The organism is Enterobacter cloacae complex sp. SHL012, from assembly GCF_049237505.1.
Taxonomy (GTDB): domain Bacteria; phylum Pseudomonadota; class Gammaproteobacteria; order Enterobacterales; family Enterobacteriaceae; genus Enterobacter; species Enterobacter kobei.
Genome location: NZ_JBMKIZ010000001.1, coordinates 778,974 through 794,635, shown reverse-complemented (window position 1 = coordinate 794,635; position 15,662 = coordinate 778,974). Strand labels below are relative to the sequence as shown.

General features: G+C 52.6%; 14 protein-coding genes and 3 pseudogenes. 13 read left to right on the top strand and 4 right to left on the bottom strand.

What is annotated here, in order from left to right; genetic code table 11:
* Positions 1–2: 2 nt before the first annotated feature.
* From ACOTY9_RS03815 to ACOTY9_RS03780, 8 genes and pseudogenes are all read left to right on the top strand, one after another.
* On the top strand, positions 3–4,394 hold the full coding sequence (locus ACOTY9_RS03815; RefSeq protein WP_348565451.1) for an RHS repeat-associated core domain-containing protein: 4,392 nt from the start codon (positions 3–5) through the stop codon (positions 4,392–4,394).
* Positions 4,391–4,873 carry a hypothetical protein gene (locus ACOTY9_RS03810; RefSeq protein WP_023330597.1) on the top strand — a complete coding sequence of 161 codons (483 nt, stop codon included), beginning with the start codon at positions 4,391–4,393 and terminating at the stop codon, positions 4,871–4,873. The genes ACOTY9_RS03815 and ACOTY9_RS03810 overlap by 4 nt, the downstream gene beginning before the upstream one ends.
* A gap of 553 nt (positions 4,874–5,426) precedes the next feature.
* Positions 5,427–5,906: pseudogene (locus tag ACOTY9_RS03805) on the top strand (RHS repeat-associated core domain-containing protein); the annotation flags it as partial.
* Between the two features lie 8 nt (positions 5,907–5,914).
* On the top strand, positions 5,915–6,298 hold the full coding sequence (locus tag ACOTY9_RS03800) for a hypothetical protein (protein ID WP_244911516.1): 384 nt from the start codon (positions 5,915–5,917) through the stop codon (positions 6,296–6,298).
* A complete protein-coding gene (locus ACOTY9_RS03795) occupies positions 6,295–6,777 on the top strand; it encodes a hypothetical protein (protein WP_023330595.1) in 483 nt (160 codons plus the stop codon). Before ACOTY9_RS03800 ends, ACOTY9_RS03795 begins: the two co-directional genes overlap by 4 nt.
* Before the next feature lie 101 nt (positions 6,778–6,878).
* The gene (locus ACOTY9_RS03790) at positions 6,879–7,259 is read left to right on the top strand and encodes a hypothetical protein (RefSeq protein ID WP_032629020.1); all 381 of its coding nucleotides are present in this window, start codon (positions 6,879–6,881) and stop codon (positions 7,257–7,259) included.
* A 16-nt stretch (positions 7,260–7,275) separates the two neighbouring features.
* Positions 7,276–7,641, top strand: a complete 366-nt coding sequence (locus ACOTY9_RS03785) for a hypothetical protein (RefSeq protein WP_023330594.1) — start codon at positions 7,276–7,278, stop codon at positions 7,639–7,641.
* A 99-nt stretch (positions 7,642–7,740) separates the two neighbouring features.
* Entirely contained in the window at positions 7,741–8,034 is a 294-nt protein-coding gene (locus ACOTY9_RS03780; protein ID WP_014884201.1) for a YciI family protein, read from the top strand.
* Positions 8,035–8,088: 54 nt separating this feature from the next.
* Here the strand turns inward: ACOTY9_RS03780 and ACOTY9_RS03775 are convergent.
* Positions 8,089–8,190 (bottom strand): annotated as a pseudogene (locus ACOTY9_RS03775) (DUF933 domain-containing protein); the annotation flags it as partial.
* Positions 8,191–8,192: 2 nt separating this feature from the next.
* Here ACOTY9_RS03775 and ACOTY9_RS03770 point away from each other — a divergent pair.
* The 3 genes and pseudogenes from ACOTY9_RS03770 to ACOTY9_RS03760 form a co-directional block, all read left to right on the top strand.
* Positions 8,193–9,266 (top strand): annotated as a pseudogene (locus ACOTY9_RS03770) (RHS repeat domain-containing protein); the annotation flags it as partial.
* Positions 9,243–9,662, top strand: coding sequence for an HNH/ENDO VII family nuclease (locus ACOTY9_RS03765; RefSeq protein WP_255344243.1), 420 nt, complete (start codon positions 9,243–9,245; stop codon positions 9,660–9,662). The pseudogene ACOTY9_RS03770 and the gene ACOTY9_RS03765, both read left to right, overlap by 24 nt.
* Positions 9,663–9,675: 13 nt before the next feature.
* Positions 9,676–10,122, top strand: coding sequence for an SMI1/KNR4 family protein (locus tag ACOTY9_RS03760; protein ID WP_023330592.1), 447 nt, complete (start codon positions 9,676–9,678; stop codon positions 10,120–10,122).
* Positions 10,123–10,425: 303 nt separating this feature from the next.
* On the opposite strand, the gene ychF is transcribed toward ACOTY9_RS03760, so the two are convergent.
* Positions 10,426–11,520: a redox-regulated ATPase YchF gene (gene ychF, locus ACOTY9_RS03755; protein ID WP_010432886.1), complete on the bottom strand. Its 1,095-nt coding sequence runs from the start codon at positions 11,518–11,520 to the stop codon at positions 10,426–10,428.
* Between the two features lie 126 nt (positions 11,521–11,646).
* Positions 11,647–12,231, bottom strand: coding sequence for an aminoacyl-tRNA hydrolase (gene pth / locus ACOTY9_RS03750; protein WP_014884200.1), 585 nt, complete (start codon positions 12,229–12,231; stop codon positions 11,647–11,649).
* Between the two features lie 274 nt (positions 12,232–12,505).
* Between pth and ychH the strand changes: the two genes are divergently transcribed.
* Both ychH and ACOTY9_RS03740 read left to right on the top strand, forming a co-directional pair.
* A complete protein-coding gene (ychH, locus tag ACOTY9_RS03745) occupies positions 12,506–12,781 on the top strand; it encodes a stress-induced protein YchH (protein WP_008499505.1) in 276 nt (91 codons plus the stop codon).
* A gap of 120 nt (positions 12,782–12,901) precedes the next feature.
* The gene (locus ACOTY9_RS03740; protein WP_348565452.1) at positions 12,902–13,960 is read left to right on the top strand and encodes a MerR family transcriptional regulator; all 1,059 of its coding nucleotides are present in this window, start codon (positions 12,902–12,904) and stop codon (positions 13,958–13,960) included.
* Here ACOTY9_RS03740 and dauA read toward each other — a convergent pair.
* Positions 13,946–15,625, bottom strand: coding sequence for a C4-dicarboxylic acid transporter DauA (gene dauA / locus ACOTY9_RS03735; protein ID WP_014884198.1), 1,680 nt, complete (start codon positions 15,623–15,625; stop codon positions 13,946–13,948). The genes ACOTY9_RS03740 and dauA overlap by 15 nt on opposite strands.
* Between the last annotated feature and the right edge of the window lie 37 nt (positions 15,626–15,662).

Here is a 15,662-nt window from a genome sequence, read left to right as displayed (position 1 = left end):
GCATGAGCGATAACAACGCGGCCCGTAAGGGCGACGAGATTATTCACTCCAGCATTTTTGCTGACATCACCAGCATTGTGGCGGAAGGTGCCGCCTATGCGGTGATCGGTGCGGCGGTAGGCGCTGCTGCAACCGTAGCGGCGCCACTACTGGGGGCGGGGGCCGCGGCAGCAGGCGTGGCGGCAATTGGATCCAGCTGTCTGTTAAGCGGGATTATCGGCGGCGTGCTGGCGAACGTGGCAGGGATCACTGACGATATCAGCAATGCCGCGGAAGGGTTGGGCAATGCGCTTTTCCCTCCGTCGCCTGCGGGCAAAATTACCACCGGTTCGAATAACGTTCTGACGAATGCGATCCCCGCCGCGCGCGCGGCCGGAACGTTGACGCCTGCGGATACCCCTTCCCCTGAACCGCAGTCTCCGGGCAGTTTTGCCGATTACGCAGGGATGCTGCTTTCCGCCGCCGGACAATTTGGCAGCGAAATGTGGCAGCCGAGCGTGGCCTCTGCCGCGGCGGGGACCTCGCCACTGGAAGAAGACAAGGTGGCGTGCGAAAAACACTCCGGGCCGCAGTATCTGGCGGAAGGCTCCAAAAGCGTCTTTATCAACGGACAGCCTGCGGTGCGCGCAAAAGATCGCACCACCTGCGAAGGCACCATTTCCGACGATGTCTCCCCGAACGTGATCATTGGCGGCGACACGCTTACGGTTCGCGATATCAAAAGCGGTAAAACGCCGGGACTGGCGCTGGGGATGATTGCGCTCTCCCTGCTGCGCGGACGTCCGGGCAAGATTCTTAAAAACATGCCCTGCGCGCTGGCGGCGGCCGGCGGCGGGATGCTGGCCGATATGGCCGTGAATGCCGTGTTTGGCTCCTCGCATCCGGTTCACGCCGCCACCGGCGTAAAGGTACTGAATGACGACGATGAACTCGATTTCTCGCTGCCGGGGCGCTTCCCGCTTCGCTGGCAGCGCAGCTATAACAGCCTGACCACCCGCGAAGGGCTGTTCGGGCTGGGCTGGGCAACCCCCTTTGACAGCTATCTGACGCTGGAAGAAAACAACGCCACCTGGTTCGACGAAACCGGGCGTGAGCTGAGCTTCGAGCTGCCGCCTGTCGACCGCGCGTTTTACAGCATCAGCGAAGGCATTATTATCCGCCGCAATGAGAGCGGCGACGTCGCGATCGCCGATGATGACGGTGCGGTATGGCGTCTGTATAAACCGACCCGGGCGAATCCATCTATCCTGCGTCTCGCCTCCCTCAGCGACGAATACGGCAACGCGCTGCTGACGGAGTGGGACGAGCACGGCAGGCTGGTCGGCCTTCACGACGAGCCGCGGGCAATCGACGTCACCCTGCGCTACGAAGATGAACGTTTCCCGCAGCGCGTGACGTCGGCGAGTCATTTCGACGGCAACCGTTCCTGGCCGCTGATGCAGTGGCGCTACGATGCGGGCGGCCAGCTGGCGAGCGCGACGGATGCCTCCGGCGTGGTGACGCGTGAATACCGCTATAACGACCGTGGCCTGATGGTCTGGCACCGCCTGCCTGGTGGGCTGGAAAGTGAATACCGCTGGCAAAAATTCGACCACTGGCGGGTGGTGGAAAACCGCACCAGCACCGGCGACGGGTGCCGCTTTAGCTATGATTTAGCTGCCGGGCTGACGACCGTCGAGCACTACGATGGTCAGACGCGTAAGCACTACTGGAACGCGCAAAATCTGATTGTCCGCTACGTTGACGAGCGTGGTGAAACCTGGCGCTACGAGTGGGATGACAACGAACTTCTGACCCGTCGCGTCGATCCCCTCGGCAATGCCGTTACCTTTGTCTACGACGAAATGGGCAATCGGGTGCAGGAGATCGACGCCGACGGCAATACCCGTACCACCACCTGGCTGGAGCACCGCGCGCTTCCGGCGGCCATTATCGAAGCCGACGGCAGCGCGACCCGTTTCTGGTACGACGAACATCACGGCCTGAAGCGCGTGGTCGACCCGATGGGGCAGACCACGCTCCTGCACCGGGATGAGTTTGGTCAGGTGATTGAGGAGGTCGATGCCGCCGGAAACAGCCGCTACCAGGAGTATAACGACGCCGGGCAGATGGTACGTGCGACGGACTGTTCCGGGCGCATTACCCGCTACCGTTATCATCCGCTCGGCTGGCTGGTGGCCGAGACTGGCGCCGACGGCGAAGAGACGCGCTATCGCTACGACGCGGCAGGACGTCCGGTGCAGCTCGATCGTCCGGAAGGCTGGACGGAGTCACTTGCATGGAACGAGCGCGGCCTGCCGGTGAAGCATGCGGGCGCTGACGGGAAAGAAAGCGAGTTCAGATACGATGACGCAGGGCGCTTAACCGCCACCCGCAATACTCAGGGGGAAGAGGTGCGCCGCCGCTGGGACAGCCGCGGGCGTCTGGTTGCCCTGGAAAACGAAAACGGCGAAGCGTACCGGTTCCGCTGGGGCGCGGACTCGCTGCTTCTGGAAGAGACAGGGCTTGATGGCGTGGCCTCTCAGTATTGCTACGACGCCTGCGGGCGCACGATAGCGCGCACCTTTGCCGCCGGTCACCCGGAGGCCATCACCCACGCCTTCGCCTGGAGCGCAAGCGGCCAGCTGGTCGCCCGCACCACGCCGGAAGGACAGACCCGCTATCATTACACACCATCCGGGCTATTAAGCCGGATCGGGCTGCATCCTGCGCTTTCAGCCGACGCATGGACCACCGAGGCCGAGCAGGAGCTTGCCTTTGACTATGACGCGCTCGGTCGCGTGACGCGCGAGGCGGGCGAACACGGCGAGCTGGCGTGGGAGTATGACGCGCTGGGCAACCGCACCTCCGTCACGCTGCCCGATGGCCGCGAGCTGAAACAGTTCTACTACGGCAGCGGGCATCTGCTCGGTATTGCCCTCGATAAGCTGTCGGTCTCTGATTTCACCCGCGACGAACTCCACCGGGAGACCAGCCGCACTCAGGGGCTGCTGACCACCCGCAGCGAGTACGACCGCCTCGGTCGACTGCATCGCCGGGATGTCTTCACTGGCAATGCCCAACGCCCGTCGCCGCGCCGCTGGTCTCGCCGCTGGGATTACGATTACCGCAATAACCTGGTGCGGGAAGAGCGGGACGATAATCCGTTCAGCTGGTACCGCTGGCAGTATGACAGCGCCGGGCGCCTGCTGGTTCAGGACGGCTCGCTGCCCGGACAGGAGCAGTGGCGCTGGGATGCCGCCGGTAACCCGCTCGAAGGGGCTGCTGAGAAGGTCACGCATAACCGCCTGACGCAACTGAACGGCATTCGCTGGCGCTATGACACCCACGGCCGCACCGTGGAGAAAGATAACGGCCAGACCCGCTGGCACTACCGCTACGACGGTGAACATCGCCTGACGGAAGTCATCAGCCAGCCGCGGGACCGCAACAAACCGCAGACGCAGGTCAGCTTCCGCTACGATCCGCTCGGACGACGCATTAGCAAAACGCGACGCCAGATGCTGGGCGGACAGCCAACCGGCAAGCCGGTCAGCACCCGGTTTGTCTGGGAAGGTTTCCGCCTGCTGCAGGAAGTGCACGGGGACGTGCCGCTAACCTACGTCTACAGCGATCAGGACAGCTACGATCCGCTGGCGCGTATCGACGGCGTTGATGCCCCGGAGATCTTCTGGTTCCACTGCCAGCCCAACGGTACGCCGGAGCGGATGACGGATAGCGAAGGGCAGGTACGCTGGGAAGGGGTGAACAGCGCCTGGGGCAAGCTGCTGCGGGAAAGCGAGACGCAAGTATCAGGATATTCTCAGAACCTGCGGATGCAGGGGCAATACCTGGACCGTGAGACAGGGCTGCACTACAATCTGTTCCGGTATTACGACCCGGACTGCGGGCGGTTTACGCAGCAGGACCCGATAGGTCTGGCGGGGGGGATAAACCTTTACCAGTATGCGCCGAATGCGCTGGGGTGGATGGATCCGTGGGGGTTGAGTCGTAAATGTAAGGCTCCTTCTAAAGAAGCGACTCAGTGGCAAGGACCTCTTAATAAAGATTATAAAGGTATTGATAGTTACTCGAACAGAACGCTTAAAAAAGGAACGATCCTCTATGCATTGCATCCAAATGGTGATCAGTTACCTGCATATACCGTAACTCATCCTACAGTTAGGCAATATAAAGGTGATTCATTAGGATATCATGAGGCGTTACAAGTGAAACTTAACCCAGATTTCCCTGTACGAACCAAAGTTAGGGCATATTATGTATCTGAGGATATATTTGTTGCTAGTGGTCGTGCAACGGCGAATCCTCAGTTCGGAAAGGGGGGGGGGATGCAGTTTTACATACCTGAAGAAGCAAGAGGTAAATTAATTCCTGGTAAGGTTATAGATATATGAAAAAGATGACATTTAATGTAAAAAATGGGAATGTTAAAATTGATGATTATCCTATTGAACTTAGTTCTTTTGAAATATTTACTTCATCTGAGTTTTACAAAACCCATCCGCAATTTACTAAGATAGGTAAATTTTATTTTTCGAAAAATGATATTGAATGGGAAGGGCAGAATTTTATCGTAGAGTTCAGACCAGCAATTTTCTCATTTAATCCATCTCTTTTTCTTACAAGTAAAGACGGAGATTTTTATCAATCACTCAAAGATTGGGATAAGAGGGCATCGTTAAAAAATCTAGAAGAGGAAGAAAGACGATTGACAGAATGGGTTCAAAATAAATTTTCCAGAAACAATATGGGAAAGATAAATAAGCCTCCATATGGAACAAAATGGACTTATGAATGGGGAGAGATAACAGTGCAATCAAATGAAAGATCCTTTGATTGTGGGATATATATTGAATGGAATCTTAATCTCTGATGGTAATAAATCGTACATTACATATATGAGTTATCCATCCATGGAACGGAAGCCATATTGTCCAGTAGTGATATTTAAATTTATTATAGATGACTGCCTTATTTAGTATGCGAGATAAAAAATCGGATTAATCCCTTTTTTCTAAATGAAATAATAATCTTCTTTGTACATCTTTTATAAGTGGGTCTAAAAAGGAGGGATGTATAATGAAAATGCATAAAGAATAGTTAGATAATAATTCTGAAAAGATTGCATTTATGGCGGAATGAATTACTCGCCTTCAGATTTCGCTATAAATACTTTAATTGAACTTTCAAGAAAAAATCAAGATATGGCGTGGGTTATTAGTAAATGCTATGAAGTAAAGAGAGTCTCAAGACACAACTGAAACTATTCAAACGTTATTCAGGAAGTTCAGTATGTCGCCATCTTTAACAGTGTAATTTTTTCCTTCTGCATGCAGAGGGCGCTGACCACCCGTAGGGAGTACGACTGTCTTGGTCGACTGCATCGCCGGGATGTATACACTGGCAATGCCCAGCGCCCGTCACCGCGACGCCAGATGTTGGGCGGACAGCCAACCGGCAAGCCGGTCACTACCCGGTTCGTCTGGGAGGGGTTCCGCCTGCTGCAGGAGGTGAACGGGGACGTGCCGCTGACCTACGTCTACAGCGATCAGGACAGTTACGATCCGCTGGCGCGTGTCGATGGCGTTGATGCCCCGGAGATCTTCTGGTTCCACTGCCAGCCCAACGGTACGCCGGAGCGGATGACGGATATCGAAGGGCAGGTGCGCTGGGAAGGGGTGAACAGCGCCTGGGGCAAGCTGCTGCGGGAAAGTGAGACGCAGGTATCAGGATATTCTCAGAACCTGCGCATGCAGGGGCAATACCTGGACCGTGAGACAGGGCTGCACTACAGTCTGTTCCGGTATTACGACCCGGACTGCGGGCGGTTTACGCAGCAGGACCCGATAGGGCTGGCGGGGGGGATAAACCTTTACCAGTATGCGCCGAATGCGCTGGGGTGGATCCGTGGGGGTTGAGTCGTAAATGTAAGGATCCATCTAAAGAAGCAACAAAGTGGCAAGGCCCTGGAAATGATGATTATCCCGGTATTGATGTTTATAAGAATAGGAAGCTGAAAAAAGGTATAATTCTTTATGCTCTTTACCCGAATGGGAATCAACAACCCTCATATACTGTGACATTCCCAACAGTCAATCAATATAGAGGCGATCCTTTGGGTTATCATCAAGTGCTACAGGTAAAATTAGATCCTCGATGGTCTGTACGTACGAAATTAAGGGCTTTCTATGTAAGCGAAGACATAGATGTTGCTTACGGTAGAGCTGCAGCCAATAAGTTGTATGGAGATGGGGGAGGACTTCAGTCCTTAACCCCAGGAAAGATTTTAGATATATGATAAACTTAAATTTTAATGCGAAAACGGGAAAGCTAATTTTCGATGGTCTAACTTTAGAGATTGATACTGAAGAAGGATTTTGCAACAGTAAACTTTATCACAAACTAAATACGTTTAATGCTGTAAAGAAATACATGCCTTATCACTATCTTATTGATCCGGTGTTTTTTTGCGATAAAGAATTTGAAATTAACATACGGCCAATATGTTTTGGTTTTCCTTTTATGGTTCATCTTGTCGATAAAGATAGTGAATATTATAAATCCCTAAAGGACTGGGATGCAAGAACTAATATTAACATGCTAAATAACTCAGTGAAAAGCTTGTCTGATTGGCTAAGCCTTTCTCTGAATTTAGGGGCTCCTGATATTACGAAAACAGAAATGATTAGATGGGATTATGAATGGGGCCGAATTTCTGTCTCGTATGAGACAAAGTCATTCAACCATGGCATACATATAGTTTGGAATTCAATATAATCAATAACTAAGGCTTGCCTAAATTAAGTTATTGACTAATAACATCATCCATTTACTTTTAATCTTACTTGTTATTATTGGAGTTAAAAGTTATAGAGAAAATGAAAATAACTAATCGACTTAAAAAGAAGTTATTAGTCCTCGATGGCATTGACAATGATTTCATAGAGTATGGAAAGGAAATATCATGCCCTGAGTGTGACGGGGTAATAGTCTACTCTATCGTAAACTCATATGAGTTTGACACGCTTACTGAAGAGGTAAAAAGCTTTTTGGTTAAGAAAATGAGAGGTGTGAAGCTTGTTAGTGAACATAAGAAATATAGCTACGACGATAGCCAATTAGATGTTTCGAAAAATACATGTTCAAAGTGTTTGAAAGATTTTTCTAGTGTATTAACGTATAAAGAAGTGCAACCAGCACGATACCGGGTATATCTTGTGGGGCTTTTTGAAGGTGATTTGAAAAAGATCAACCTTTAAAGGTTGAGGTTTACCAATGATTGAAAATCTCATTTATTTTAAAGAAAATAACCTGCTTCATTGGGCTAGTGGTGAAAGTAACAGAGTGGTTAGTATGCCATTTTTAGACCATGCAATGGTCGACTCAACACGCCAGTTAGTCTTTGCGTTAAGCGAACCAAAGCCATTACCAACCGTTTTGACCATCTTCAATGCGCAGGGTGAAAAACCATTTTGGTCAGCACCTCCTGAAGGCGCAGCTTTCTATTACTTAACTTTCAACCTGTCAAAGCAAGTGGTTGTGGTCTGTAGCTATGCGGAAAAGCAAAACGGCTGGCATGATTGGTTTTATTCCTGGGATATGAAGCGTAACGCGCTGTCTCTATCGGGCCCTGCGTATTAACATCAAAAGCACCAAAAAATGATAACAATAACCGGTGGCAAAAGAGGGCTGCATAAGCAGTTCCAACAAGCGGTTTAAAACAGAGCTAAGAGGCAAAGGATGAGCACGGTTTACATTGTCATTTTAACCTATATCAAACCACTCGAAGAGATTGACGCAGCGATACATGCTCATGTTGAGTGGCTAAAAAAGGGGTATTCAGAGGGGATTTTCCTGGCATCCGGTAGACGGATCCCAAGAAACGGTGGGGTCATTCTCGCTAAGTGTGAAAGTCTTGCCTCTCTTGAAGAGCGCTTGCGCGAGGATCCTTTTCAGGCGTTAAAGCTAGCGACTGTTGAAATCATTCCCTTTGAACCCAGCATGAAAACAGAACTCCTGGAAAATGTGTTTTAACCCTCGAATAAAAAAATCCACGCCAAAGCGTGGATTTTTTTCATTCAAAACAAATCAGACGTTAAACAGGAAGTTCATCAGATCGCCATCTTTAACGATGTAATCTTTCTCTTTCTCACGCATCTTGCCTGATTCTTTCTTGCCTTGCTCACCTTGTTCTCAATAAGCTGTCGGTCTCCGACTTTGCCCGCGACGAACTCCACCGTGAAACCAGCCGCACCCAGGGGCTGCTGACCACCCGCAGCGAGTACGACCACCTTGGACGACTGCATCGCCGGGACGTCTTTACCGGCAATGCTCACCGCCCGTCGCCGCGCCGCTGGTCCCGCTGCTGGGATTACGATTACCGCAATAACCTGGTGCGGGAAGAGCGGGACGATAATCCGTTCAGCTGGTACCGCTGGCAGTACGACAGCGCCGGGCGCCTGCTGGTTCAGGACGGCTCGCTGCCCGGACAGGAGCAGTGGCGCTGGGATGCCGCCGGTAACCCGCTCGAAGGGGCTGCTGAGAAGGTCACGCATAACCGCCTGACGCAGCTGAACGGCATTCGCTGGCGTTATGACATTCACGGCCGCACCGTGGAGAAGGATAACGGCCAGACCCGGTGGCACTACCGCTACGACGGCGAGCACCGCCTGACGGAGGTCATCAGCCAGCCGCGGGATCGCAACAAACCGCAGACGCAGGTCAACTTCCGCTACGATCCGCTCGGACGACGGATCAGCAAAACGCGTCGCCAGATGCTGGGCGGGCAGCCAACCGGCAAGCCGGTCACTACCCGTTTTGTCTGGGAGGGGTTCCGCCTGCTGCAGGAAGTGCACGGGGATGTGCCGCTGACCTACGTCTACAGCGATCAGGACAGCTACGATCCGCTGGCGCGTATCGACGGCGTGGATGCCCCGGAAATCTTCTGGTTCCACTGTTAGCCCAACGGCACGCCGGAGCGGATGACGGATATCGAAGGGCAGGTGCGCTGGGACGCGGTGAACAGCGCCTGGGGCAAGCTGCTGCGGGAAAGCGAAACGCAGGTATCAGGATATTCTCAGAACCTGCGCATGCAGGGTCAATACCTGGATCGTGAGACAGGGCTGCACTACAATCTGTTCCGGTATTACGACCCGGACTGCGGACGGTTTACGCAGCAGGACCCGATAGGGCTGGCGGGGGGGATAAACCTTTACCAGTATGCGCCGAATGCGCTGGGGTGGGTGGATCCGTGGGGGTTGAGTAGGTGTTCATCCTCAGGTAAATATAAGCCTGGAACCATTCTGGGACGTACAGTCTATAAAAATACTGTTGATATACATCCAGGTGTCCCTAAGTCGGTTCATCCGTCAGTTCATCCTTCAATCAAAGCGAAAGTTAAGGATGGTTGGACAAATGTTGATTTGATGAAGAATGGCTATGCTCCGATTGGCACGGATGGAAAACAAGTTAACCTCCATCATGTTCTTGGACAAGAGCCTGGACCGATGGTGGAAATTCTTTCATCAACGCATAAGCTGTATCATAAGCAATTGCATGGATTAATTGAGAATGGTGGGAGTTTTAGAAATACTCCTGAACTTGATAGGCAGTACAACAGATTTAGAAGCGCGTATTGGAAGTTGAGATCATTGGATTTTTAATAGGGTGTAAAAGATGACTATCAAAACTGCAATTGAGCATTTAGATAAGAATGCTACAGACGAGGTGTTTTGGTTAGGCCCGGTTGATCTAGAGCAGATTGACATACTTGAAAATAATCTGGGTATTAAACTCCCACTTGATTTTAAAGAGTTCTTACATTTGGTTGGCGGCGGCGGTGTAATTGGAGAGGAGATCTCAGGAGTAGTTGATAACAATGCACTCGAAGAATCCGGAGGTGCTGTTTTTTATGATACAAATTATTGCCGGACTGAGTTCTCCCTTCCTGAAAACTATGCAGTTATCTATTTCAAAGATGACGAAGTTTGTTGGTGTATAGACTGTGGCGGCAAAACTTTTGGTCGAGTTATTAATTATGATCTGTTTTCCAGAAAAGAAACAAACACTTTAAACGCTTCGTTTTCTGAGTTTTTTGATAATTATGTGAAATTACGGACATGATTTTTTTTAAGTAAATTTTGATCTTTTCAATCAAGAGCTAACATTATAAGGTCTATGATGGAACTTGGGCCTTATAATGTAAATGGATCCCAAGAAACGGTGGCGTCATTCTTGCTAAATCTGAGAGTCTTGCCTTTCTGGAAGAGCGCTTGCGCGAGGATCCTTTTCAGAGGTTAAAGCTTGCGACTGTTGAGATCATTCCCTTTGAACCCAGCATGAAAACAGAACTCCTGGAAAATGTGTTTTAACCCTCGAATAAAAAAATCCACGCCAAAGCGTGGATTTTTTTCATTCAAAAACCAATCAGACGTTAAACAGGAAGTTCATCACATCGCCATCTTTAACGATGTAATCTTTCCCTTCCGCACGCATCTTGCCTGCTTCTTTCGCGCCTTGCTCACCCTTGTAGGTGATGAAGTCTTCAAACGCGATAGTCTGCGCACGAATAAAGCCTTTCTCGAAGTCGGTGTGGATCTTACCGGCCGCCTGAGGCGCAGTTGCACCCACAGGAATCGTCCACGCACGCACTTCTTTCACGCCAGCGGTGAAGTAGGTCTGCAGGTTCAGCAGCTCATAACCCGCGCGAATTACGCGGTTCAGGCCCGGCTCTTCCAGACCCAGCTCGGCCATGAACTCTTCACGGTCAGCGTCGTCCAGCTCGGCGATGTCAGATTCAACGGCAGCGCATACCGCCACAACGACAGAACCTTCCGCCGCGGCGATCTCACGCACTTTGTCCAGGTACGGGTTGTTCTCAAAACCGTCTTCGTTAACGTTGGCGATATACATGGTTGGCTTCAGGGTCAGGAAGCTCAGGTATTTGATCGCCGCCTTGTCTTCTTCCGTCAGGTTTTTCAGCGCGCGCAACATGCCCGCGTTTTCCAGCTGTGGCAGACATTTTTCCAGCGCAGCCAGTTCCGCTTTCGCGTCTTTATCGCCGCCTTTGGCTTTCTTCTGCACGCGGTGAATCGCGCGTTCGCAGGTGTCGAGGTCAGAGAGCGCCAGCTCGGTGTTGATGACGTCGATGTCGTCAGCCGGATCCACTTTGTTGTTGACGTGGATGATGTTGTCGTTCTCGAAGCAGCGCACAACGTGGCCGATCGCTTCGGTTTCACGAATGTTGGTCAGGAACTGGTTACCCAGACCTTCACCTTTGGAGGCGCCTTTTACCAGGCCCGCGATGTCAACGAACTCCATGGTGGTCGGCAGAATGCGCTGTGGCTTCACGATCTCCGCGAGCTGGTCCAGACGCGGGTCGGGCATTGGCACAACCCCGGTGTTCGGTTCGATGGTACAGAACGGGAAGTTCGCCGCTTCGATACCCGCTTTGGTAAGCGCGTTAAACAGGGTGGATTTGCCCACGTTTGGCAGACCGACGATACCGCATTTGAATCCCATTTCTAAATCACCTTAATATCTTGATAATCAATCCGTTAACGATAACCGATTGATGAAAAGTAAATTACTCTGCCTATTATACACGTAACCCGCATCACGCGCGGTAAAAAAGCCGTATCGGGCGGATTATTGCGCTTTGAAAGCGTGCAGGCGGTTTGTCGCTTTGGTTAAGCCATCCTTCAGCCAGATTTCAGTGCAGCGCACCGCTTCGTCTACCGCCTCGTCAATCAGTTTCTGCTCAGAAACCGGGGGCTTACCTAACACAAAACCAACAACTTTGTTTTTATCGCCCGGATGGCCGATTCCTACGCGCAAACGGTGGAAATTCGGGTTATTGCCCAGCTTACTGATAATATCTTTCAGACCGTTATGGCCCCCGTGCCCGCCGCCCAGTTTGAATTTTGCCACGCCGGGTGGGAGGTCCAGTTCATCGTGAGCCACCAGAATTTCATCCGGATTGATGCGATAAAACGTTGCCATTGCCGCCACGGCTTTACCGCTCAGGTTCATAAAGGTGGTGGGTACCAGCAGGCGCACATCTGCGCCAGCAAGGTTGATACGTGAGGTATAGCCGAAGAATTTAGGTTCTTCGCGCAGGGGAGCACGCAACCGCTCGGCCAGCAGATCAACATACCATGCCCCGGCATTGTGGCGAGTGGCCGCATATTCTGCGCCCGGGTTGGCGAGGCCGACAATCAGTTTAATCGTCACGATTCAATTCCTAATGGGTTCCAGATCTGGCGCGTAGTTTACTGTCTGGCGCGCCGCTTGACAAAATTCTGCAATCGTCACGGCGAAAGTCGAATAATTACTCATCTGAACAATTAGAATTTCAAGCTGTTCAACGCCTTATTTGTAAACTTTTGTTTGGGAGTTATCCGTAAATGTGATCATTCACGCAACTCATTAAAGAGGCGCTGTCTATACTTTAAACACAAGGATTAGGGGCTTTTCCCCTGACAACCCAAAGTTCCGGAGGTGACACATGAAACGCAAAAACGCTTCGTTACTCGGTAACGTGCTGATGGGGTTGGGGCTGTTTGTGATGGTTGTCGGCGTGGGTTATTCAATTTTAAACCAATTGCCGCAGCTTGATCTCCCGCAATACTTCGCGCATGGCGCGGTACTGAGCATTTTCCTCGGTGCAGTATTGTGGCTTGCCGGGGCGCGCGTGAGCGGACATGAGGAAGTCTGCGATAAATACTGGTGGGTGCGCCATTATGATAAACGTTGTCGCAGGGATCAGCACAAGCACAGCTAGTACCTGATAAAGAACACCGAACGACTCCCGAGGGAGTCGTTTTTTTTTGCATGTAGTATTGACCCTCACGTAACGTAAGGCTCCAGAGTGTGTGCACTGGCAAAGTAAAAAGGAGCAATTATGTTGATTCAGGTGGGTGAGCTTGCGAAACGGGCCGGGATCACCGTGCGGACATTGCATCACTATGAGCAAACAGGGTTGTTGCTGCCTTCTGCCAGAAGTGCGGCAGGTTACCGGCTTTACAACCTGGCAGATGTCCAGCGTCTGCACATGATCCAGACGCTGGCAAAAGCGGGGCTGGAACTTGCTGAAATCAGGGATTTTCTGGAACAGGCGTCGCTGTCGTTAACCGAGTTACTCGATGCGCAAATCACGCTGTTGGATAAACAGCTTTGCAGCATACATACGCTGCGCGACCGGCTGGTGGAACTCCGCACCGGGCTTCGCGACGATGCGACGCCGGATCTGGAATCCTGGCTACAGACGCTGGAGTTAATGAATATGTACGATCGCTGGTTTAGCAAAGAAGAGTTACAGCAGCTGCCGTTTGCGGTGCAGAAGGAGGCACTGGCGGCTATCTGGTCAGGGCTGGTTACAGAGGCCAACATACTTCTGGAGCAACATATCCCCGTTACGGATGCGCGAGCCATGGAGCTGGCGACGCGCTGGATGGAACGCCTGGAGCAGGACACGGCGGGCAAGCCGGAGTTTCTTACCCGGCTGAACGAAATGCACAGCGTTGAGCCGCAAATGCAGGCGCAGACTGGCATCACGCCGGAGATGACGGAGTACATTACCCGGGCGTTTGCTGAATCTAAGCTCAACATATGGGAGAAGTATCTCACCGCCGAAGAGATGGCCTTTACCAGGGCACACTACTTTGACCGCATGATGGAGTGGCCGCCGCTGGTGGCGAAACTGCATCAGGCGCAGCGGAAAAGTATCGATCCTGCCTGTGAGGAGGCGCAAAAGCTGGCTGAAAACTGGCTGGCGTTATTCCAGTCGTATGCGGGAACAAACCCGGAAACCCAGCAAAAGTTTCGCGCGGCCTTGCAGCAGGAGCCGCAGCTGATGAAAGGAACATGGATGTCGCCTGCTGTGCTTGCATGGCTCCAGCAGGCCATCGGGATAATGATGCAGAGACGTTTCTCCGCATCAGGTGAATCACAGATCCGCTAACGCCGCTTCCCGGTTAGGGTAGAAAGAGAGTCGGCCAGGGATCGGCTGTACGCCCGCGCGCGCCATGGTGCGCAGCGGCTGGAATTCCAGGTTACTCACCCGCAGCTCGCAGCCTTCCGGCAGACGTTGTACGAAGCGCTGGAAGGCGTCCAGGCCACCGGCATCCAGCACCGGTACGGCATCCCATTTCAATACCACAATCCGTTTGCCCGCGATGCGGGTTTCCAGTTCGCTGAACAGGCCTTCCGCCGCGGCGAAGAACAGCGGGCCAATTACGCGCAGCACCAGCACATCATCAGGCACCTCTACGTTGACCGGCGAAAGGCGCGTCATCTGTGCAATGCGGCGCATAAACAGCAGGGAAGCCAGCACGATCCCGACGCTGATGGCGATAACCATATCGAACAGCACCGTCAGCGACATACAGATCAACATTACGATGATGTCGTCTTTTGGTGCACGACGCAGCAGGTTGACCACCTTATGCGCCTCACTCATGTTCCAGGCCACCATCAGCAGCAGCGCGGCCATAGCGGAAAGCGGCAGCCAGGAGAGCAGGGGGGCAAGGATCAGCAGAGCGAGGATCACCAGCACGGAGTGGATAACCGCCGAAACGGGGGAGGTTGCTCCCGCGCGCACGTTCGCCGCTGAACGGGCGATGGCTGCCGTTGCGGTAATACCGCCAAAGAACGGGGCGATGAGATTGCCTAACCCCTGACCGACCAGTTCGCTGTTGGCTTTATGTTTGGTGCCGGTCATGCCGTCGAGCACGACGGCACAGAGCAGCGATTCAATGGCCCCCAGCATTGCCATAGAGAATGCGGCGGGAAGCAAGGCGCGCAGGGAATCCCAGCTTAAGGTAAAGCTGGAGCCAGGCATGTCCCACGGCAGTACCAGTTGCGGTAACAGTTGCGGAATGCCGCTACCCTGAGAACCGTCCGCCAGCACATAGTGGAACTGCGAGCCGATCGTCGCGACATGACCACCGAACATATTGACGATTGCCATTACTGCGCAACCCAGCAGCAGCGCGGGAAGGTGACCCGGCAGACGAATCCCTAAACGAGGCCAGACGATCAGCGTACCCAGCGTCACAATCCCGATGGCGGCGTCGCCCAGGTTGGCCGTAGGCAGTGCCATAAACAGCGCGCCCACTTTTTGCAGATAATGTTCCGGTACGTGAGGCATCTGCAGACCGAGAAAATCTTTGATCTGCATGGTTCCGATGGTGATCCCGATCCCTGAGGTGAACCCGAGCGTGACGGAAAGGGGAATGTACTCAATCAGGCGGCCAAAGCGGGCCAGGCCAAAGAGAATCAAAAACAGGCCTGACATCAGGGTGGCAACCAGCAGGCCTGCAAGACCAAACTGTTGCGAAACCGGGTAGAGGATCACCACAAAAGCGGCGGTCGGGCCAGAGACGCTGAAGCGTGAACCACCGGTCAGGGCGATGACAATCCCGGCAACGGCCGAGGTGTAGAGGCCGTACTGTGGTGCAACGCCGCTACCAATCGCCAGCGCCATCGCCAGCGGTATGGCGATAATGCCGACGGTGATCCCGGCAATCAGGTCACGGACAAAACGTGACGAGGTGTACTTCTCTTTCCAGCAAGCGTCGATGAGGGCGCGAAAGGGCAGAACATGTGAGGAGGCTACGTTTTTCACAATTATCTATCATCCGAGTGCGCATCATCTGTCATAT

Excerpts from the sequence above, each read along its gene's own strand:
- ACOTY9_RS03815 (WP_348565451.1), top strand. The coding sequence starts at position 3 with ATGAGCGATAACAACGCGGCCCGTAAGGGCGACGAGATTATTCACTCC.
- ACOTY9_RS03810 (WP_023330597.1), top strand. The coding sequence starts at position 4,391 with ATGAAAAAGATGACATTTAATGTAAAAAATGGGAATGTTAAAATTGAT.
- ACOTY9_RS03795 (WP_023330595.1), top strand. The coding sequence starts at position 6,295 with ATGATAAACTTAAATTTTAATGCGAAAACGGGAAAGCTAATTTTCGAT.
- ACOTY9_RS03790 (WP_032629020.1), top strand. The coding sequence starts at position 6,879 with ATGAAAATAACTAATCGACTTAAAAAGAAGTTATTAGTCCTCGATGGC.
- ACOTY9_RS03785 (WP_023330594.1), top strand. The coding sequence starts at position 7,276 with ATGATTGAAAATCTCATTTATTTTAAAGAAAATAACCTGCTTCATTGG.
- ACOTY9_RS03780 (WP_014884201.1), top strand. The coding sequence starts at position 7,741 with ATGAGCACGGTTTACATTGTCATTTTAACCTATATCAAACCACTCGAA.
- ACOTY9_RS03760 (WP_023330592.1), top strand. The coding sequence starts at position 9,676 with ATGACTATCAAAACTGCAATTGAGCATTTAGATAAGAATGCTACAGAC.
- ychF (WP_010432886.1), bottom strand. The coding sequence starts at position 11,520 with ATGGGATTCAAATGCGGTATCGTCGGTCTGCCAAACGTGGGCAAATCC.
- ychH (WP_008499505.1), top strand. The coding sequence starts at position 12,506 with ATGAAACGCAAAAACGCTTCGTTACTCGGTAACGTGCTGATGGGGTTG.
- ACOTY9_RS03740 (WP_348565452.1), top strand. The coding sequence starts at position 12,902 with ATGTTGATTCAGGTGGGTGAGCTTGCGAAACGGGCCGGGATCACCGTG.